Below are 19307 nucleotides of genomic sequence, written 5' to 3' on the forward strand. Positions count from 1 at the left end.
CTCCGGAGATTGCGCGTCGCCGTCCGAGGATGTTCGGCGACGTTAGGCCCGGCGCCTGCCCAGGAAGAACGCGGCCGCGGCAGCCAGGGCGGCAGCCACCACAGCAATTCCTCCGGCCAGCCACCAGGACGGACCGTTCGAGGCGTCCGGGCTCTTGGATCCGAGCAGCGCCCCGACGATCGTGTTGAAGTTGTCGGTCTGATCGGTGAGGCCGGAGACGTTCGCGGCACCCGGGCCGTAAGCCGCGATGCGCACCTGAGTACCGGTGTGTGTCTGCGATGCACCCTCCGGCGCGGTGGGGTACATGATCCGCATGGTGGCGCCGTCGGCAGTCTTCACCGCGACTGACAGCGCGGTCGGATTGTCGAAGTCCTCGGGAACGATGAGCGAGGAGTGTCCATGATCGGCGGTCACGATCACCAGGGTGTTGCCGTCCTTACGGGCGAAGTCCAGGGCGGCGGCGACTGCCTCGTCGAGAGCGATGGTCTCGCCGATCTGACCGCAGATGTTGGCGGCGTGGTCCTGCTTGTCGATCGATGCCGATTCCACCTGCAGGAAGAAGCCCTTGTCCTGGCCCTTCTTCGAGTTCACCAGCAGATCAATGGCTTTGGTCGTCATCGCGGAGAGCTGTGGTTGATCCGTGGGCAGCTCGGGATTGGCCTGGCAGGTGGTCGCGGGCAGCTTGCCGCCATTGGGGACCGCCGCGGGCACCTTGTCCCACTGCACCGGCAGGTTGCCCTTGCCGAAAACACCCAACACTGGGTTGTCGAGGTTATTGACCTTGTTCAGATCGCCTGCGGTGGTGGGTAACTGGTAACCGGTGGCCTTGGCGACATCCAGCGAGGTCTTGCCTTTGTGTTCCCCGGAGGTGATGGTCTCCTCGAAGTACTTGGCGCCGCCGCCCAGGCTGATATCGGCCCGGGTACTCACCAACTGCTCGGAGATGGAGCCCTTGCCGCCGTTGTCGACGGCGTTGCCCGCGCACTTCTCCAGGGTTTCCTTGGGGCCCTTGCAGTCCCGATCGGTGACATGAGCGGTGAGCACCGCCGGGGTGGCGTCCTGCAACTCCGAGGTGGTGACGTTTCCGGTCGCGAAGCCCTGCTTCTGCACGATTTCCAGGATCGTGTCCAGAGGCTTGCCGTCGAGGTCAACCGAGATGGCGCCGTTGTAGGTCTTGGTCCCGGTCGCCCACCCGGTGCCGGAGGCCGCCGAGTCGGTCACGTAGTCCGGCTTGCCCTTCTCGGGCCCGTCCTTGGTGAGGGCGAACGTGGTGTACTCGCCGGTGATCGGCAGCGCATCGAGTCCGGGAAGCGTCCCGGCGGCGCCGTGCTGGTAGTTGCGCGCCGAGGTGATTTCCGAGGTCCCCATGCCATCACCGATCAGCAGGATGACGTTCTTGGCGTTGCGGCCCTGCACCGAATTCCGCAGATCCGCCGCCTTATCGCCGTCGCGCCCGCCCTTGGTGCGGTTGGCGCCACCGGTTGTGGCGATATCGCCGACGGGTACCTCGGGGGAATCGGAGGGCGGGGCGGCAGCCGCGGACGGCGCCAGCGCCAGGATCAGTGCGGAGATGAGGGCCGTGGCTGCGTGGGAGATGCGCATCCGGACAGTTTCCTGTGAACCGGTGAACGCCCGGTGAACCGGCACGGAGGCGTCCCGCCCAGACCGAGGTTATGGCGCATATGTCTCGCACAAATCCGCCACAACCTCGGTCTCGGCGTAGAGGTGTTACTCGGCGGGCAGGTCCAGAACCAGACGACCCTCACCGCGGGATACGCAGGTCAGAATCTGCCCCTCTTCCCGCTGGGATTCGGTGAGGATCTGGTCACGATGGTCGGCCGTGCCCGCGAGCACGTTCACCCTGCAGGTGCCGCAGAAACCCTGCTGGCATGAGTACGCCACATGCGGCAGCCGTTTCCTGATGACGTCCAGCGCCGTGCGATCGGCGGGAACCTCGAGCACCGGCCCGCCGGGGCCCAGTTGTACCTCGAACGGATGACCGTCCACCACGGGGGCGGCGGCAAATCGCTCGAAATGCAGTTCCACCGAGGGCATTTCGAGGAGACGGCGCTGTAGGACGGCAAGCATCGGCGCGGGGCCGCAGCAGTACACCGCGTCGTTCTCCCCCACCTCGGGCAGTAGATCATCGGCGGTCGGTAGACCCGATTGATCGTCGGTTCGCACGATCACGCGATCGCCAAATCGCTTGAGCTCGTTCAGGAACGGGAGTGAATCGCGGTTCCGGCCGGTGTACACCATGGTCCATGGCTTACCCAGCTGCTCGGCGAAAGCGATCATGGACAGGATTGGCGTGATGCCGATGCCGCCGGCCACGAAGTGCAGCTTGCGCGGCCCGGGCTGGGTCATGGCCAGCGGGAACGCGTTGCGTGGTCCCAAGATGGATACTGTCGACCCGACGTTCAATACGTCGTGCACCTCGATGGAGCCACCGCCGCCTTCGGGGATGCGGCGCACGGCGATGCGGTAGTGGAAGGGATCCGACACGTCACCGCAGAGCGAGTACTGCCGCATGCGGCCCGACGGCAACAGCAGATCCAGGTGGGCACCGGGGTGCCACGGCGGCAGCCGCGCCCCGTCGGGGGCGGCCAAGACCAGGCTCGCCACGTCCTGGTCCTTAGCCTCGATCCAGCGGTCCTTCACCACCAGCGTCAGCGTCCGGTCGACGTGATTCTCGGGTGGCTTCTTGAGGATCAACAGGGCGCCGATGGCGCGGACCGCGACCGGGAACAACACGGTGCCGAGCGCGATCGTGGGTGAAATCGGCAGAGTGCCGTACAGCGTGGGCGGCAGCGACGGCCGCTTGCGCCGGGGAGTGGGCTGCGGTGTGCGGCGAAAGCGATCGAACATCAGTAGCCGGCCGCGGCCTTCGCGGCGGGTGACGTACTCAGGTATGCCACCGCCTGTGCCGTGCTGCCCACCTGGTCGGGGGAGAAGCCCGGACGCATGAACTCCATGGCCGACTTGGCCAGCTCTCGCCACCGCAGGAACGCTCCCCGCTTCATGGCCTTGTTCATCTGCCGCAGTACGCCGAAGACGCCATAGTTGGGCAGCGACGGGTCTTGCCGCACCAAGAACTTGGTGTAGCGCAGCATCACTCCGACGAGCAGCAAGGTGGCCAGCACGAAGGTCAGCATCATGTGCCCGCGACGGATCTGGAAGTACCGGGCGACGTCGTATGCGACGCTGCGGTGCTCGACCTCCTCGGCGCCATGCCAGCGGAACAGATCCACCATCTCCGGGTCGGCGTTGAACTTCTCGAAGGGGTGGTTCAGCACCCAGTCGCCGAGCACGGCGGTGAAGTGTTCGATACCCGCGATGAGGGCCAGCTTCTCCACCATCACCCGGTAGCGGAGCTTTTCGCTGCGCAGTTCGTTGGTCCGCTCCAGCATGTGGGTGATGTATTCGATTTGTTCAAGGGCCGGGCGGACGTTGATCCCGTTCTTCTCCAGGAAGTCGCCCAGCACCTTGCTGTGGGTCTCGGCGTGCACGGCCTCTTGACCCATAAATCCGATCATCGCTTCCCGGATCTTGTCGTCCTTCACGTACGGCAGCGCGCGGGTGAAGGTGTCGACGAAGGCCCGTTCCCCTTCCGGCAGAAGCAGATTGAAGGCGGAAATGAAGTGCGAGACGATGGGCTCATTGGGAATCCAGTGCAGCGGGGTGTGGCTCGTGTCGAACTGGACATTGCGCGGCCGTAACACGACCTCGCCGGGCTCAGTGGGTACGACGTGCAGGCCGGTGGCCTCAGTTGTATTGCGCGCCATGATGTCCTCCTACTTGTTGAGCTTGTTGCCAAGATTGCCCCAGAAGAACCGGTTCAGCGCTGGGGCCAGGCGGCTGAGGTGATATTGCACATGTGCTTCCGGGGTGACCGGAACGACCGACTTGCCCTTGGTGACGGCGTTGACGATCTCCCTGGCCACCTTCTCGGGGCCGTATCCGCGTTTGGCGTAAAGCCCAGCTCCCTGTTGTTGCCGCTGCGCCTCGTGTTCGGCCGACAGGCCCGAAAATTGGGTGGTGCGAATGATGTTCGTGTTGACGATGCCCGGGCAGATGGTGCTCACCTTGACCTTGTCGCGGCCGAGCTCGCCACGCAGCACGTCGGAGAACATGAACACAGCCGCCTTGCTGGTTGCGTAGGCGCCCATCTCGGGGATCGGCGTGTACGCGGCGGCGCTGGAGATGTTGACGATGTGTCCGCTCTTGCGCTCGGCCATCCGCGGCCCGAAGGCGCGGCAGCCGTAGACGACTCCGCCCAAATTGATGTTGAGTACCCGCTGGAAGTCCGCGGACGGGGTGTCGAAGAATCGCCCGGCCTGGCCGATGCCGGCGTTGTTGATCAGGACATCCGGCACGCCGTGGGCGGTGCACACCTCGTCGGCGAATGCGATGACGGCACTCTCGTCGGAGACGTCCAGGGCATAGGGATGAGCGGTGCCGCCCAGCTTCTCGATGAGCCCGACTGTCTCATGGGCGGTGTCGAGATTGATATCGGCGACGACGACACGGGCGCCCTGGCGGGAGAAGGCCAGCGCCGTTTCGCGGCCGATACCGCTTCCGCCGCCGGTCACCACCACCAAGCCGTTGCGCTGGGCACTGCCGGATGTCATGCATCCTCCGAATCCTGCGCACCACTGCGCTTACGTGATGGAGCAGATTGTAAATCACTGCGGGTGTACTGAAAAAGGCGTGATGTTCAATACGCGGTTCACCAGATGTTTGTCGAGGAAACGGGCGTTGACCTACGCGTTGAGAGGATGACGCCAGGAGGTGTCGCGCCATCTAACCACCCGAGTTGGCGTCTACCGGGGTTCCTGACATATCGTTTTGATTACTTGTCGCGTCGGGGCACGAGATCCGCTGGTCAAAGGTGTCCGGTGGGTGCCTCATCGTCACCGCGAGCACACCCAGCAGACGGCCGAGAAGGACGCTACGGACAAGGGCCAACGGGCCAGCCCCGGGGTTTTGAGCACCACCCCGTGCCGGTCTGTGGGGCACCTTCGAGGAGGGCATTGACGGGTGCATACAGCCTATGCACCCGGGGAGGCCCTGGAGACGAGACGAGCAGCCATGCCACACCCCGCGACCGGGCTCTATAACCCGGCCTACGAGCACGATGCGTGCGGTGTCGCCATGGTCGTGGATATGCACGGCCGGCGGAGCCGCGACATCGTGGACAAGGCCATCACCGCACTGCTGAACCTTGAGCATCGTGGTGCCGCGGGAGCCGAGCCCAATAGCGGTGACGGCGCCGGAATTATGCTGCAGATCCCGGACAAGTTCTTCCGTGCTGTTGTGGAGTTCGAACTGCCCGCCGAGGGCAGCTACGCCTCCGGAATCGCCTTTCTGCCCCAGGGGTCCAAGGACGCGGCCGCCGCATGCGAGGCCGTCGATAAGATCGTCGAGGCAGAAGGATTGACGGTTCTGGGTTGGCGTGAGGTTCCTCACGACGACTCATCACTGGGTGCCCTCGCCCGCGACGCCATGCCGACCTTCAGGCAGCTGTTCATCTCCGGTGCCTCTGGCATCGATCTGGAGCGGCGCGTCTATGTGGTGCGCAAGCGCATCGAGCATGAGCTGGGTAACCAGGGATCCGGCCGCGGTAGCCTCGGCGAAGAAACCGTCTATTTCCCAAGCCTTTCCGGTCGCACCTTTGTGTACAAGGGCATGCTGACCACCCCGCAGCTGCGGGCCTTCTACCTCGATCTGCAGGACGAGCGAGTCGAGAGCGCACTGGGCATCGTGCACTCGCGGTTCTCCACCAACACCTTCCCGTCCTGGCCGCTGGCGCATCCCTACCGCCGGGTGGCGCACAACGGTGAGATCAACACCGTCGCAGGCAACGAGAACTGGATGCGGGCCCGTGAGGCGCTCATCAAGACCGACGTTTTCGGTGATCCCGCCCAGCTCGACAAGATCTTCCCGATCTGTACGCGCGGTGCCTCGGACACGGCGCGGTTCGACGAGGCACTGGAATTGCTGCACCTGGGTGGCCGCCCCTTGCACCATGCGGTGCTGATGATGATCCCCGAGGCGTGGGAACGACACGAGTCCATGGACCCGCAGCGCCGCGCGTTTTATGAGTACCACTCCTCACTCATGGAGCCCTGGGACGGACCGGCCTCGGTCTGCTTCACCGATGGCACCATCGTGGGCGCGGTGCTCGATCGCAACGGGCTACGCCCGGGCCGTGTTTGGGTGACCACCGACGGACTCGTCGTGATGGCCTCCGAAGCGGGCGTGCTGGATCTGGACCCCTCGACCGTCGTGCAGCGCACCCGCCTGCAGCCCGGCCGTATGTTTCTGGTGGATACCACCCAGGGCCGCATCGTCTCCGATGAAGAGGTCAAGGCGGAGCTCGCGGCCGCAGAGCCGTACCAGCAGTGGATCGATGAAGGTCTGGTGCGCATGGAGCAGCTGCCGGACCGCCCGCACCAGCACATGCCGCACGACCGGATTGTGTTGCGCCAGCAGGTATTCGGCTACACCTACGAGGAGATCAACCTCCTGGTCTCGCCGATGGCCCGTACGGGTGCCGAGGCGCTCGGGTCGATGGGCACCGACACCCCGATTGCGGTGCTGTCCAACCGTTCCCGGATGTTGTTCGACTACTTCCAGCAGCTTTTCGCGCAGGTCACCAATCCCCCGCTGGACGCCATCCGCGAGGAGGTCGTCACCAGCCTTGGCGGTGTGATCGGCCCCGAGGGCGATCTGTTGCACCCCACCGCTGAGTCGTGCCACCAGATCCTGCTGCCGCAGCCGGTGCTGCACAACGACGAGCTGGACAAGCTGATCCACCTGAACCCGTTGGATGAGGTCAACGGTCGGCCGCATGGGTTCTCCAGCCGCGTGATTCGTTGCCTGTACCCAGTCGCCGAGGGCGGCGCCGGGCTGCGGACCGCGATCGAGTCGGTACGCGCGGAGGTTTCTGCCGCCATCGCCGACGGCGCGCAGGTGATCATCCTGTCCGACCGCGAGTCTGACGACCAGATGGCGCCTATCCCTTCGCTTCTGGCTGTCGCGGCGGTACACCACCACCTCGTTCGTGAACGGTCTCGCACCAAGGTCGGTCTCGTCGTCGAGGCCGGCGACGCCCGCGAGGTGCACCACGTGGCGGCGCTGGTCGGTTTCGGTGCGGCCGCCGTCAACCCGTACATGGCTTTTGAGTCGATCGAGGACCTGATTGACCGCGGCATGATCTCGGGGGTGGAGCGCGACAAGGCGATCCGCAACTACATCAAGGCCGCGGGCAAGGGTGTACTCAAGGTCATGTCCAAGATGGGCATCTCCACACTGGCCTCCTACACGGGTGCCCAGCTGTTCCAGGCCATCGGCCTCTCACAGGAGCTACTGGACGAATACTTCATCGGATTGGCTTGCCCCACAGGCGGTATCGGCTTGGATGAGATCGCTGCCGATGTCGCCTCACGTCATCACCTGGCCTTCCTGGAGCGCCCAGAAGAATGGGCGCACCGGGAACTGGAGGTCGGTGGCGAGTACCAATGGCGGCGCGAGGGTGAGTACCACCTGTTCAACCCCGACACCGTTTTCAAGCTGCAGCACTCCACCCGGACCGGCCAGTACTCGGTCTTCAAGGAGTACACGGCCCTGGTCGACGACCAGAGCGAGCGGATGGCCTCGCTGCGCGGTCTGCTGAAGTTCAAGAGCTCCGAAGACAGCGGGCGGCCGTCGATCTCCATCGACGAGGTGGAGCCCGCCAGCGAGATCGTCAAGCGCTTCTCGACCGGTGCGATGAGCTTCGGCTCCATCTCCGCCGAGGCACACGAGACTCTGGCGATCGCCATGAACCGCTTGGGTGGCCGGTCGAACTCCGGTGAGGGCGGCGAGGATCAGCGACGGTTCACCCCCGACGAGAACGGCGACTGGCGCCGCAGTGCCGTCAAGCAGGTGGCCTCCGGCCGCTTCGGTGTCACCTCGCACTACCTGAGCAACTGCACCGATATCCAGATCAAGATGGCGCAGGGCGCCAAGCCGGGTGAGGGTGGCCAGCTGCCCGCGCACAAGGTGTACCCGTGGGTGGCCGAAGTGCGGCACTCCACGCCCGGCGTGGGGCTGATTTCCCCGCCGCCGCATCACGACATCTACTCGATCGAGGATCTGGCACAGCTGATCCACGATCTGAAGAACTCCAACCCGCAGGCGCGTATCCACGTGAAGCTGGTGTCGGAGAACGGTGTCGGCACGGTCGCGACGGGCGTGTCGAAGGCCCACGCCGATGTGGTGCTCATCTCGGGGCACGACGGCGGAACGGGTGCCACCCCGCTGACCTCCATGAAGCACGCCGGTGCGCCGTGGGAGCTGGGGCTGGCCGAGACACAGCAGACGCTGTTGCTCAATGGTCTGCGTGATCGCATCGTCGTGCAGGTCGACGGTCAGCTCAAGACCGGCCGCGACGTGATGATCGCCATGCTGCTCGGCGGCGAAGAATTCGGATTCGCGACCGCTCCCCTGGTGGTCTCGGGCTGCATCATGATGCGTGTCTGCCACCTGGACACCTGCCCGGTGGGCGTCGCCACCCAGAACCCCGTGCTGCGCGAGCGTTTCAACGGCAAGCCGGAGTTCGTGGAGAACTTCTTCCTGTTCATCGCCGAGGAAGTGCGGGAGCTGATGGCGGAGCTCGGTTTCCGCACCGTCAACGAGGCAGTGGGCCAGGTCGCCGCGCTGGACACCGAAAAGGCGATTGCGCACTGGAAGGCCAGCAAGATCGACCTGACTCCGGTGCTGACGGAGCCGGAGTCGGCGTTCATGAACCAGGATCTGTACTGCAGTGGTTCGCAAGACCACGGCCTGGAGAAGGCGCTGGACCAGCAGCTGATCGTGATGAGCCGCGAGGCGCTCGATCGCGCTACCCCGGTGAAGTTCGAGACGCTGATCACCAACGTCAACCGGACCGTGGGCACCATGCTTGGTCACGAGGTCACCAAAGCCTATGGCGGCGAGGGCCTCCCGGACGACACCATCGACATCACCTTCACCGGCTCGGCGGGTAACAGCTTTGGCGCGTTCGTCCCGCGGGGCATCACGCTGCGATTGTTCGGCGATGCCAACGACTACGTGGGCAAGGGCCTGTCCGGCGGACACATTGCGGTGCGGCCCTCGCGTGAGGCACCGGCCGACTTCGAGGCCGAGAAGAACATCATCGGCGGAAACGTCATCCTGTTCGGCGCCACCAGCGGTGAAGCCTTCCTCAACGGCCTCGTGGGAGAGCGGTTCGCGGTGCGTAACTCGGGTGCATCCGCTGTCGTCGAGGGTGTGGGCGATCACGGGTGTGAGTACATGACCGGTGGCACCGTGGTGGTGCTCGGCCCGACCGGGCGCAACTTCGCCGCGGGTATGTCGGGTGGGGTGGCGTACGTGTACGACCCTGCCAAGCAGCTGGTGGACAACCTCAACGATGAGATGGTCGATGTGGACGCGTTGGACCCTGACGATGAGCAGGTGCTGCGCAGTCTGATCGAAAAGCACGTGGCGGCGACCGACTCTGCTGTCGGACAACGCATTCTGGCCGACTGGAGCGGCCAGAGCGACTCCTTCGTCAAGGTGATGCCCCGCGACTACCGTCGCGTGCTCGAGGCCATCGCCGACGCGGAGCTGACCGGAGGCGATGTGAACGAAGCGATCATGGCGGCAGCTCGTGGGTGACCCAAGCGGCTTTCTGACCCACACCACCCGCGAACTACCGAAGCGGCGTCCTGTGCCGTTGCGGTTGCTCGACTGGAAAGAGGTCTACGAAGACTTCGAGCACAAGGCCCTGCAGACGCAGGCGTCGCGCTGCATGGACTGCGGAATCCCGTTCTGCCACAAGGGCTGCCCGCTGGGCAACCTGATACCCGAGTGGAACGACATGGTGTACCGCGGGAACTGGCGCGAGGCCATCGAGCGGCTGCACGCGACCAATAACTTCCCCGAGTTCACCGGTCGGCTCTGCCCCGCGCCGTGCGAGGCATCGTGCGTGCTGGGCATCAACCAGGATCCGGTGACCATCAAGCAGGTCGAGGTCGAGCTGATCGACAACGCCTTCGAGAACGACTGGGTCAGGCCCATTCCGTCCGAGGTGAAGACCGGCAAGAAGGTTGCCGTCGTGGGTTCGGGCCCGGCCGGATTGGCCGCGGCCCAGCAGCTCACCCGCGCCGGACACGATGTCACCGTGTACGAGCGGGCCGACCGCATCGGTGGTCTGCTGCGGTACGGCATTCCCGAGTTCAAGATGGAAAAGCGCCATATCGACCGGCGCTTGGACCAGATGCGGGCCGAGGGCACGGTTTTCGAGGCCGGTGTAAACGTTGGCGTGGACATCACCGCCGACGAGCTGCGTTCGAACTTCGATGCGGTGGTACTCGCGGGCGGGGCGACTGCCTGGCGCGACCTGCCCGTTCCGGGCCGCGAGCTCGAGGGCATCTACCAGGCCATGGAATACCTGCCCTGGGCCAACAAGGTGCAGCTGGGCGATGACGTCGTGGACGAGAACGGCCAGCCCCCGATTACCGCAAAGGGTAAGCGCGTCATCATCATTGGTGGCGGCGATACCGGAGCCGACTGCCTGGGCACCGCCCACCGTCAGGGCGCGGCGAGCGTCCAGCAGTTCGAGATCATGCCCAGGCCGCCGGAGCTCCGTTCCGAGCGTGACCCGTGGCCCACCTACCCCACGCTGTTCCGGGTGGCCTCTGCCCACGAAGAGGGCGGCGAGCGCATCTATGCCGTCAACACGGAGCGGTTCCTCGGTGAGGACGGCAAGGTGACCGGTCTGCGGGCCCATGAGGTTGTCTTCAACGCCGGCAAGTTCGAGAAGGTCGAGGGCTCGGACTTCGAGCTGGAGGCCGACATCGTCTTCCTCGCCATGGGATTCGTGGGACCGGAGAAGCCTGGTCTGCTGGAGAGCCTGGGCGTGGAGCTCACCGAGCGTGGCAATGTGGCGCGCGATGGCGTGTACGCGACCTCCGTTGACGGTGTGTTCGTGGCGGGTGACATGGGCCGTGGCCAGTCGCTGATCGTGTGGGCGATTGCCGAGGGTCGCTCCGCCGCCGCCGCGGTGGACACCTACCTCACCGGCGAGACGGCGCTGCCCGCGCCGATCAAGCCGACCGCTGCGCCGCAGCGCTGAGACTCGGGGCTGTTGCCAGGCCCGACAGCATCGGTAGCTCCGGACAGTATCACTGCGCCTCGGCCGACATGTTTGCCTAACGCGGGCGAGACACGTGATCTAGGTCGGGATTTGCGTTATGCTACTGACCGGTTCTGAAAGCTTGCCGACGCAGGAGATGTTCTCGTGCCCAACACGCCCGCTACAAAAACATGGGTTGGCCGAATTGCCTGGTCACTGCTCCGTCATCCCATGAAAAGCCACAGTTTCCCCGCGAAGAACGAGCGGCTCATCACTCCCGAAGAGGCCATGCGCTTCAGTCACTGAGCGTTGCTCACGGCGACCGCGCAGCGTGTCGGATTGCGGACACGCCTGCCGTTGAAGATCGTTATCGACCTGTAACCAGTCGGGGTGAGGGGGGTTGCGGACGGTGCGCCGTAGTCGATCCCCTCTAGCCCCGTAACGTCAGTACCTGCGGCCCGTCCTCGGTGATGGCGATGGTGTGCTCGGAATGCGCACCCCGGGAGCCGTCGGCCATCCGGAGCGTCCACCCGTCCGGATCCACGGTCAGCCGATGGGTCCCGCGTCCGAACCACGGTTCCAATGCCAGCGTCAGGCCTGGCTGCAAGGTCAATCCCCGTCCCGCCGTCCCCTTGTTGGGGACGTGGGGATCTTCGTGCATGGTCCGGCCCAGACCGTGTCCACCGAAATCTGTGTTGATTCGGTACTTGGCTCCCTCGGCCACCGCGGCAACTGCCGCCGAGATGTCACCAAGCCGGTTACCCGGTTGAGCGGCCGCGATGGCCGCATCCAGCGCGGCGCGGGTGGTGTCGATGAGCCGCACGTCCTCGGGATCTGGGGTGCCGACGACAACGCTCACCGCGGAGTCGGCCACCCAGCCGTCGATACCCACCGCGAAATCCATGCTCAGCAGATCACCGTCGGCCAGCACGTAATCATGCGGCAGCCCGTGCAGCACCGCGTCATTCACCGACAGGCAGATGACATTGCGGAACGGTCCGCGCCCGAATGAGGGGGAGTAGTCCCAGTAGCAGGACACCGCGCCGCGTTCGGTGACCATGTCACGCGCTCGCTGCTCCAGGTCGAGCAGATTGACGCCGGGCGCTGCGATCGCCGATAGCTCGGCGAGCACCGTGGCCACGAACCCACCGGTCACCCGCATGCGCGCGATCTCCGCGGGCGATTTCAACTCGATCACGCGTACCTCCTGGACGGTATTTAAATACCACCTTAGGACTTTTGGTATTTAAATACCAAGACTAGAGTCGGCGGCATGGTTCGTCAGCCGCTCACCGCAGAGCAACTCGCCGCGGGTAAGCGCCTGGGTGGGCTGCTGCGCGCCGCGCGCGGCGACCGCCCCCTCGATGATGTCGCCCGCGCGTCGGGAATCTCCCCGGAAACCCTGCGCAAGATTGAAACCGGACGGCTGCCCACGCCGGCATTTGGTGCCGTCGTCCAGTTGGCCGCAGCCTTGTATCTCGACCTCAACGACGTCGCGGCCGCTTGGCAGGACGAGGCCAAGATCGGCGCCGCGTCCTAACCGTCGCGGCCGTAAAATCGGCCGGGTGCACAGCTGGGGTGGGGAGATGCGGCTGCCACGTGGCGTCGTTCTGGGTGCGTTGGGCGTGGCTGTCTTGGCCATGGTGGTCCACAACCGCCTCGTCCCCTTCGATGCACGGTTCTTCGGGCTGACCGAAAACGGCTACGACCTGGACACTTACCGCGCCGCGGTCCGCGGACTCTGGGATGGCAAGAGGCTGTACGAAGCTCCGGCGCTGAACCAGGCCTGGTTTGTCTACCCACCCTTTGCGACGCTGGTCCTCGCACCGCTTGCCTGGGCCTCATTCGATGTCGCGAAATGGGTGCTGCTCGCGCTGTCCGTCGCTGCGTTGGCGTTGATCGCGTGGCGCATCCTGCGTCTGGCCGGCGTCCGCGCGGATATCCGGCTGGCCGTGCTGAGTGCCGCACTCGCGGTGGTCATCATCGACATCGAGCCGGTGCAGGCCACCCTCTGGTGGGGGCAGATCAACGTCCTGCTCATGGCGATGGTGCTCGTGGACCTGGTGCGACCGAACCAGGGACGGTGGCAGGGGATCGGGCTCGGGCTTGCCGCGGGTATCAAGCTCACCCCGCTGATCTTTCTGCCGTACCTGCTGCTCACCCGGCAGTGGCGCGCTTCCGTGACCGCGACGGCGACCTTCGCCGCCACGGTGGCGCTGACCTGGCCACTGCTGTCGCGCGACAGCGCATGGTTCTGGAGCCATCTGGGCGATACCGCGCACATCAGCCGGATTGATCACCTGGCGAATCAGTCGATCAACGGATTCCTGGCCCGGTACTTTTTCCCGCACACGCGCCCGGAGTGGTTATGGATTGTGTTGAGCCTCTTGGTACTTGCCGCAGGTATGGCAGTGGCGGTGTGGGCGCACCGCAGGGGAGAGCGGCTCTTGGCGGTGGTGTTGGTGGGACTTACCGGTTGCGCGGTGTCACCGTTCAGCTGGGCTGCGCACTGGGTGTGGTTCGCCCCCGCGATCATCTGGCTCGTCGCGAAGGCATGCACCACCGGGCGGCCCTGGTCGAGCGGATGGGCCTGGCGTGCGCTGGGGCTGTTCGCGATCGTCTTCATGTGGACGCTGCACCGGACAGGTCGCGGGCACACCACGATCTATTTCAGCGGGGTGTATTGGAACTTCCTTGACCTGCGACCGTTCTGGATAGGCCAGCTGATGAGCGGCTGGTACCCACTGGCGTTCCTGTGCTTCATGATCGGTGCCGTCAGCTGGCTGCGGCTGAGCGCGCCGACGGAGTTTGATGAACTGGACGAACTGGCGATGCTGTCGGCGGAGATTGAGGACTATCCGCCAGATAATCGTGATGAGGAGCTGGCGGTACGCGCCTAGAGTCCAGGACATGGACCCCGTCGCCGCCCTGCGCGAGATCGCCTACTACAAGGAACTCGCCCGCGAGGAGTCGCGCCGCGTCATGGCGTACCGGAAGGCCGCCGATGTTATCGCCGCGCTCAGTTTCGAAGAGCGCGAGCGCCATGGCGTTGGCAAGAGCTGGAAGAGCCTGACGGGTCTGGGGCCCAAGACGGCGACCGTCGCCGCCGAGGCCTGGGCCGGCAAGGTACCCGGCACTCTCGAACAGCTGCGCGCCAACGCCAAGAGCACCGGCGGTGGCAGTATGCGGGCCGCACTCAAGGGGGATCTGCATCTGCATTCGAACTGGTCGGACGGCTCGGTGCCCATCGAGGAAATGATGAGCACCGCCAAGGCGCTTGGCCATGAGTACTGTGCGCTCACTGATCATTCGCCCCGCCTGCGCGTCGCCAACGGTCTGTCGGCGGAACGGTTGCGCGCCCAGCTGAAGGTCATCGATGGACTACGCGATCAGATGGCACCCATGCGAATCCTTACCGGTATCGAGGTGGACATCCTGGATGACGGCGCACTGGATCAGGACCCCGAGCTTCTCGATGCGCTCGACATCGTTGTGGCGAGTGTGCATTCCAAGCTTGCGATGGACTCCGCCGCGATGACCCGCCGCATGATTGCCGCCGTCACCAACCCGCGCGTCGATGTGCTGGGCCACTGCACGGGACGGCTGGTGGAGGGGGAGCGGGGAACCCGCGGTGAGTCGAAATTCGATGCGGCTGAGGTCTTCCGGGCTTGCCGCGACTCGAGCACCGCCGTCGAGATCAACTCGCGCCCGGAGCGGCGTGATCCGCCGCGCCGGCTGCTCGACCTCGCGCTGAACATCGGCTGCGACTTCTCCATCGACACCGACGCGCACGCACCGGGGCAGCTGGAATTTTCTGGATACGGCTGCGAGCGTGCACTGGAGGCCGGCGTTCCAGAAGAACGGGTGATCAACACCTGGCCCGTTGAGCGGCTATTGGCCAGGACCACACAGGGCGGCTGATCGCCTATTGACACTTTGAACATATTCGCGCAAAGTGTTCAAACGTGAAGCTGGTGAAGACGACGGGCCCGCGCGGTGAGGTACCCGAACCGATCGTCGCGGCCGTCGCGCAGACCCTGGTCCGCTCGGGAATTCAGCGTTTCAGCCTGTCGGCCGCCGCCGATGAGGCGGGCGTCTCCCGTGGAACCATCTACAACTGGTTCGGTGGCAAGAAGGAGGCCATCGATGTCGCCGTCGGCTTCATCGCCGGCGCCTTCATCGAGCTGTTCGCGGGTGCGGTGAGCGCCAAGACCACCCTGACCGACCAGGTGGGCGAGGCGGCGGTACGCATCAGCGACCACCGAGCGTGGTCCGATCGCCTGGACCCGACGCTGCACGTGTCCAACGTGTTGGAGCTGGTGCTCGACGAATGTGGTGATGACCTGATGCGCCGGTCGGTCGAGTTTTGGGCGCCGCAGGTCGAAGCCGCCAAGGAGCGCGGCGAGATCGGTAGGGATGTCGATGCCACCGAAGGCGCCGAATGGATCATGCGAACGCTGATGAGCATCGAAGTGCTGCCGGCCATCTCCGTGAATCTGAAGGACCCGGCCGTGGTGCGCGACTACTTCTCCCGATTCATCCTGCGCGGACTGGCATGAGCGGCATCGACTGTCAGGTGGCGATCGTCGGGGCGGGTCCGGGCGGTATTGCCGCCGCCTACTACCTGCGCCAACAGGGTATCGACGACTTCGTGATCCTGGACCGTGCCGAGGATTTCGGTGGCACCTGGCGCGACAACACCTATCCGGGTCTTGGCGTCGATATCCCGGTGCTGTTCTACCAGTTGAGTTTTGCGCGAACTGGCCGGTGGAACAAGCTATTCGCCGACGGCGCCGAAATCCAGCGCTATCACCTGTCGGTGGCGGACGAACTGGGGTTGCGCAAGCACTTTCAGGGAGGTAGCGCCGTCATCGCGGAGCGCTGGAACGAGGACGGCGGACACTGGGAACTGACCGTGGCCGGGAAGCCGGGCATTCGGGCCCGGTACGTCATCAGCGCGGTGGGTGGATACATAGACATCAAACCCGGCCCCGATATCCCCGGCCTCAACGACTTTCGCGGCAGAACCATGCGGCCCAATGCGTGGGACCACACCTACGATTACGCGGGTAAGCGTGTCGCGGTGATCGGTACCGGTTCCAGCGGCATCCAGATTGCCCCCGCCGTTGCGGAAACCGCCGCGTCGGTCACGACATTCCAGCGCACCCCCGCATGGATTATTCCGAAACCCAACCCCGGTCTCTCACCCCGTACCCAGCGGATGCTGAGTGCGCCGTTCGTGCTGACAGCGATCAACGCGCTGATGGTCGGAGCCATGGACGCCGCACAGGCGGTGCTGTTCCACCTGCTGCCGCTGCTGCCGGAGGCATTGTTACGCAAGATGATTCCCCGCTACGACGACATGGCGCGGCGGTGGTACCGCGGGCTGCTGGCCGACACGATCAGGGACCCCGCGTTGCGTGATGCCCTGATGCCCGGCTACGGGATCCTCGCGCGACGCACCGTCTTGTCCAACGATTTCCTGCAGGCCATCGATGCCGGGAGGGTACGGCTGGTCACCGACCCGATCGTGCGCGTCACCGAAACCGGTATCGAGACAAGCGGTGGCACGCGTCACGATGTCGACCTCTTGGTGTTGGCGACCGGGTACGAGATCTACACGGACCCGGAGCACTACAAGCCCGGAACTGTTCGGGGCCGTAACGGGTTTGACCTGGGCGAGTATTACCGAGACCACGAGATGCGGACCTACGGCGGCTCGGCGCTACCGGGCCTGCCCAACCGGTGGGTGTTGGTGGGCCCCGAGGGAAATCAAGGGCAGGGATGGCACGCCATGGTGGAGGCTAATGCGCGCCATGCCGCCCGCGTCATTGCCGAATCCGGTCGCACCCACCGAGAGGTAGCGGAAGTGAGGCAACACGCTTTCGACAAGTGGGTGCGCCGGATGATCCGTCAGGGCAAGGCGATCCGCCTGTACGCCACCGACTGCCAGCCGTCGCTGAGCACCTACTTCGTCAACTCCAAGGGTGAGGCCCGCTATTACCGGCCCCAAATGGTGAGCGAAATGAACTGGTTCTCAAGGCATTCCCTACTTTCCGATTACTCGTTTCGCTCGGTCTCTCTGGAAGCAAAGGTGTTTCATGAGCAATCAGCCTGACAAGCCGCTCGCCGGGCGCGTCGCCTACATCACCGGGGCGGGGCGCGGACAGGGCCGTGCGCACGCCATTCGGCTGGCCGCCGACGGAGCCGACATTGTGGCCGTCGACACCTGCGACAAGCCGTCGTCCTACAACGAATACCCGGCCACCACCGCCGAAGACTTCGACGAGACCGTTTCGGCGGTGAGGGATCTGGGCCGCGAGATCATCGCCGAGCGCATCGACGTGCGCGACCTTGCCGGGCAGCAGAAGGTGATCAATGAGGCGATCACGCGATTCGGTCGCCTGGACATCGTGGTCGCCAATGCGGGCATCGCGAGCTGGGCGCGGCTGTGGGAGATCGAGGCCGATCAGTGGCGCGACGTCATCGATGTGAATCTGACCGGAGTGTGGAACACCATCAAGGCGGCGGTCCCCGCGATGATCGAAGCCGGCAACGGTGGATCCATCATCACGGTCAGCTCCTCTGCCGGGATCAAGGCCATGCCTGGCTGCGGCCATTATGTGGCCGCCAAATTCGGGGTAGTGGGACTGACGAACTCGCTGGCGGTCGAGCTGGGGGAGTACGGGATTCGTGTCAATTCCATCCACCCCTACGGAACCAACACCCCGCTGGCGGCCGATGAGTCGGTGCTGCGGATGTTCGAGAAGCATCCGGCATACCTGCAGAGCTTCAGCCAGACGCTGGTGGACAACGACAGGCTCGTCGAACCCGCCGAGATCGCCGAGGTGGTGGCCTGGCTCGCCGGCGATGCATCCGGTGTCATGACCGGAGCTCAGATTCCCGTCGACAAGGGGTACCTGAAGCGATGACCACCTGCCCGTTCGCGCCCGGGTTCGATTTCACCGACCCCGACCTGATCCAGCAGCGCATCCCCGTCGACGAGTTCGCGTATCTGCGTAAGACCGAGCCCATCTGGTGGAACGCACAGCCCAGGGGAGTGGCCGGATTCGACGACGACGGATACTGGGTGGTGTCCAAACACGCTGATGTCAAAGAGGTATCGCGGCTCAATGACGTGTTCTCCAATAGCGTGAACACGACGGTGGTGCGGTACAACGAGGACATCACCGCTGAGCAGCTCGACATCCAGCGCGAGAACCTGCTCATAGACATGGATGAGCCTAAACATCGCATCCTGCGGCGGATCGTCTCCCCGCTGTTTACGCCCAAGGCCGTGAACGGATTACACGAGCGGTTGGTCGCGCGCGCCCGGGACATCGTGGAGGCCGCCGCGGAAAAGTCCAGCGGCAATTTCGTGTCCGATATCGCCTCGGTGTTGCCCATGCATGCCATCGCGGATCTGGTGGGCATTCCCGAGTCGGATCGTCAGCAGGTGCTGGACTGGACGAACCAGATGTTCGCCTACGACGATCCGGCCGTCGGTAAAGACACGGCCACCACCGCCACTGTTTCCATGTTGGGCTACGCCTACGCGATGGCCGAAGAGCGGCAGCTGAATCCGCGGGACGACATCCTCACGGGTCTCGTCCAGGGCGCGTACGACGATCGCCCGCTCACCCCACTGGAGTTCGCCTACTTCGTCATCCAGCTGATGGTCGCGGGTAATGAAACCTCACGGAATGCCATCACGCACGGCGTGCTGGCCTTCGCCGACAACCCCGCGCAATGGGAGCTGTACCGAGAGCTCCGCCCGCCGACCACCGCCGACGAGATCATCCGCTGGGCCAGCCCCATCATCGCCTTCCAGCGCACCGCGCTGGAGGACGTCGACCTCGGGGACGTGTGGATCCGAAAGGGGCAGCGCGTGGGAATGTTTTACGCGTCGGCCAACTTCGATGAGGAGGTGTTCGACAACCCGTTCACCTTCAACATCGAGCGCGACCCGAACCCGCACCTGGCCTTCGGCGGTCACGGGATTCACTACTGCCTCGGCGCCAACCTCGCCCGGCTGGAGATCGGCATCATGTTCGACGCCATGGCGGACAGGCTGCCGGATCTGATGCCGACCGGCGAGCCCACCCGGTTCAGGTCGGGATGGATCAACGGTGTCGTGTCTCTGCCCGCGAACTACCTCGGGTAG

Annotated in this window: 14 protein-coding genes; 9 read left to right on the plus strand and 5 right to left on the minus strand. The window is 64.8% G+C overall.

Annotated elements, in window-relative coordinates; genetic code table 11:
* Positions 1-42 precede the first annotated feature (42 nt).
* From phoA to DSM43276_RS00350, 4 genes are all read right to left on the minus strand, one after another.
* The gene (gene phoA, locus DSM43276_RS00335) at positions 43-1602 is read right to left on the minus strand and encodes an alkaline phosphatase (protein WP_078330224.1); all 1560 of its coding nucleotides are present in this window, start codon (positions 1600-1602) and stop codon (positions 43-45) included.
* A gap of 126 nt (positions 1603-1728) precedes the next feature.
* Positions 1729-2868 carry a PDR/VanB family oxidoreductase gene (locus DSM43276_RS00340; RefSeq protein WP_078330225.1) on the minus strand — a complete coding sequence of 380 codons (1140 nt, stop codon included), beginning with the start codon at positions 2866-2868 and terminating at the stop codon, positions 1729-1731.
* Positions 2868-3785: a metal-dependent hydrolase gene (locus DSM43276_RS00345; protein WP_078330226.1), complete on the minus strand. Its 918-nt coding sequence runs from the start codon at positions 3783-3785 to the stop codon at positions 2868-2870. Before DSM43276_RS00345 ends, DSM43276_RS00340 begins: the two co-directional genes overlap by 1 nt.
* A 9-nt stretch (positions 3786-3794) precedes the next feature.
* A complete protein-coding gene (locus tag DSM43276_RS00350; protein ID WP_078330227.1) occupies positions 3795-4631 on the minus strand; it encodes an SDR family NAD(P)-dependent oxidoreductase in 837 nt (278 codons plus the stop codon).
* Positions 4632-5091: 460 nt separating this feature from the next.
* Between DSM43276_RS00350 and gltB the strand changes: the two genes are divergently transcribed.
* Together gltB and DSM43276_RS00360 are read left to right on the plus strand one after the other, a co-directional pair.
* On the plus strand, positions 5092-9684 hold the full coding sequence (gltB, locus tag DSM43276_RS00355) for a glutamate synthase large subunit (RefSeq protein WP_078330228.1): 4593 nt from the start codon (positions 5092-5094) through the stop codon (positions 9682-9684).
* On the plus strand, positions 9677-11143 hold the full coding sequence (locus DSM43276_RS00360) for a glutamate synthase subunit beta (RefSeq protein WP_078330229.1): 1467 nt from the start codon (positions 9677-9679) through the stop codon (positions 11141-11143). The genes gltB and DSM43276_RS00360 overlap by 8 nt, the downstream gene beginning before the upstream one ends.
* Positions 11144-11573: 430 nt before the next feature.
* Here the strand turns inward: DSM43276_RS00360 and map are convergent, their stop codons facing one another.
* The gene (gene map, locus DSM43276_RS00365) at positions 11574-12341 is read right to left on the minus strand and encodes a type I methionyl aminopeptidase (RefSeq protein WP_078330230.1); all 768 of its coding nucleotides are present in this window, start codon (positions 12339-12341) and stop codon (positions 11574-11576) included.
* 75 nt (positions 12342-12416) lie between these two features.
* Here map and DSM43276_RS00370 point away from each other — a divergent pair, with 75 nt between their 5' ends.
* The 7 genes from DSM43276_RS00370 to DSM43276_RS00400 are packed head-to-tail and all read left to right on the plus strand — an operon-like array spanning position 12417 to position 19307.
* Positions 12417-12683, plus strand: coding sequence for a helix-turn-helix domain-containing protein (locus tag DSM43276_RS00370; protein ID WP_078330231.1), 267 nt, complete (start codon positions 12417-12419; stop codon positions 12681-12683).
* A gap of 25 nt (positions 12684-12708) precedes the next feature.
* On the plus strand, positions 12709-14043 hold the full coding sequence (locus tag DSM43276_RS00375) for a glycosyltransferase 87 family protein (RefSeq protein ID WP_078330232.1): 1335 nt from the start codon (positions 12709-12711) through the stop codon (positions 14041-14043).
* 10 nt (positions 14044-14053) lie between these two features.
* A complete protein-coding gene (locus DSM43276_RS00380) occupies positions 14054-15064 on the plus strand; it encodes a PHP domain-containing protein (protein WP_078330233.1) in 1011 nt (336 codons plus the stop codon).
* A 44-nt stretch (positions 15065-15108) separates the two neighbouring features.
* Positions 15109-15702 (plus strand): TetR/AcrR family transcriptional regulator, encoded by a 594-nt coding sequence (locus DSM43276_RS00385; protein WP_078330234.1) that lies wholly within the window; start codon positions 15109-15111, stop codon positions 15700-15702.
* Complete coding sequence (locus DSM43276_RS00390) at positions 15699-17261, plus strand: flavin-containing monooxygenase (protein ID WP_078330235.1); 1563 nt, start codon at positions 15699-15701, stop codon at positions 17259-17261. The genes DSM43276_RS00385 and DSM43276_RS00390 overlap by 4 nt, the downstream gene beginning before the upstream one ends.
* Positions 17245-18075, plus strand: coding sequence for a mycofactocin-coupled SDR family oxidoreductase (locus DSM43276_RS00395; protein ID WP_078330236.1), 831 nt, complete (start codon positions 17245-17247; stop codon positions 18073-18075). Before DSM43276_RS00390 ends, DSM43276_RS00395 begins: the two co-directional genes overlap by 17 nt.
* Positions 18072-19307 carry a cytochrome P450 gene (locus DSM43276_RS00400; protein ID WP_078330237.1) on the plus strand — a complete coding sequence of 412 codons (1236 nt, stop codon included), beginning with the start codon at positions 18072-18074 and terminating at the stop codon, positions 19305-19307. Before DSM43276_RS00395 ends, DSM43276_RS00400 begins: the two co-directional genes overlap by 4 nt.

It is taken from the genome of Mycobacteroides salmoniphilum (assembly GCF_004924335.1).
Taxonomy (GTDB): domain Bacteria; phylum Actinomycetota; class Actinomycetes; order Mycobacteriales; family Mycobacteriaceae; genus Mycobacterium; species Mycobacterium salmoniphilum.

Bases quoted from the DNA above. Each gene is read 5' to 3' on its own strand.
- DSM43276_RS00395 (WP_078330236.1), top strand. From the start codon at position 17,245: ATGAGCAATCAGCCTGACAAGCCGCTCGCCGGGCGCGTCGCCTACATC.
- DSM43276_RS00370 (WP_078330231.1), top strand. From the start codon at position 12,417: ATGGTTCGTCAGCCGCTCACCGCAGAGCAACTCGCCGCGGGTAAGCGC.
- DSM43276_RS00340 (WP_078330225.1), bottom strand. From the start codon at position 2,868: ATGTTCGATCGCTTTCGCCGCACACCGCAGCCCACTCCCCGGCGCAAG.
- DSM43276_RS00390 (WP_078330235.1), top strand. From the start codon at position 15,699: ATGAGCGGCATCGACTGTCAGGTGGCGATCGTCGGGGCGGGTCCGGGC.
- phoA (WP_078330224.1), bottom strand. From the start codon at position 1,602: ATGCGCATCTCCCACGCAGCCACGGCCCTCATCTCCGCACTGATCCTG.
- gltB (WP_078330228.1), top strand. From the start codon at position 5,092: ATGCCACACCCCGCGACCGGGCTCTATAACCCGGCCTACGAGCACGAT.
- DSM43276_RS00345 (WP_078330226.1), bottom strand. From the start codon at position 3,785: ATGGCGCGCAATACAACTGAGGCCACCGGCCTGCACGTCGTACCCACT.
- DSM43276_RS00380 (WP_078330233.1), top strand. From the start codon at position 14,054: ATGGACCCCGTCGCCGCCCTGCGCGAGATCGCCTACTACAAGGAACTC.
- DSM43276_RS00350 (WP_078330227.1), bottom strand. From the start codon at position 4,631: ATGACATCCGGCAGTGCCCAGCGCAACGGCTTGGTGGTGGTGACCGGC.
- DSM43276_RS00400 (WP_078330237.1), top strand. From the start codon at position 18,072: ATGACCACCTGCCCGTTCGCGCCCGGGTTCGATTTCACCGACCCCGAC.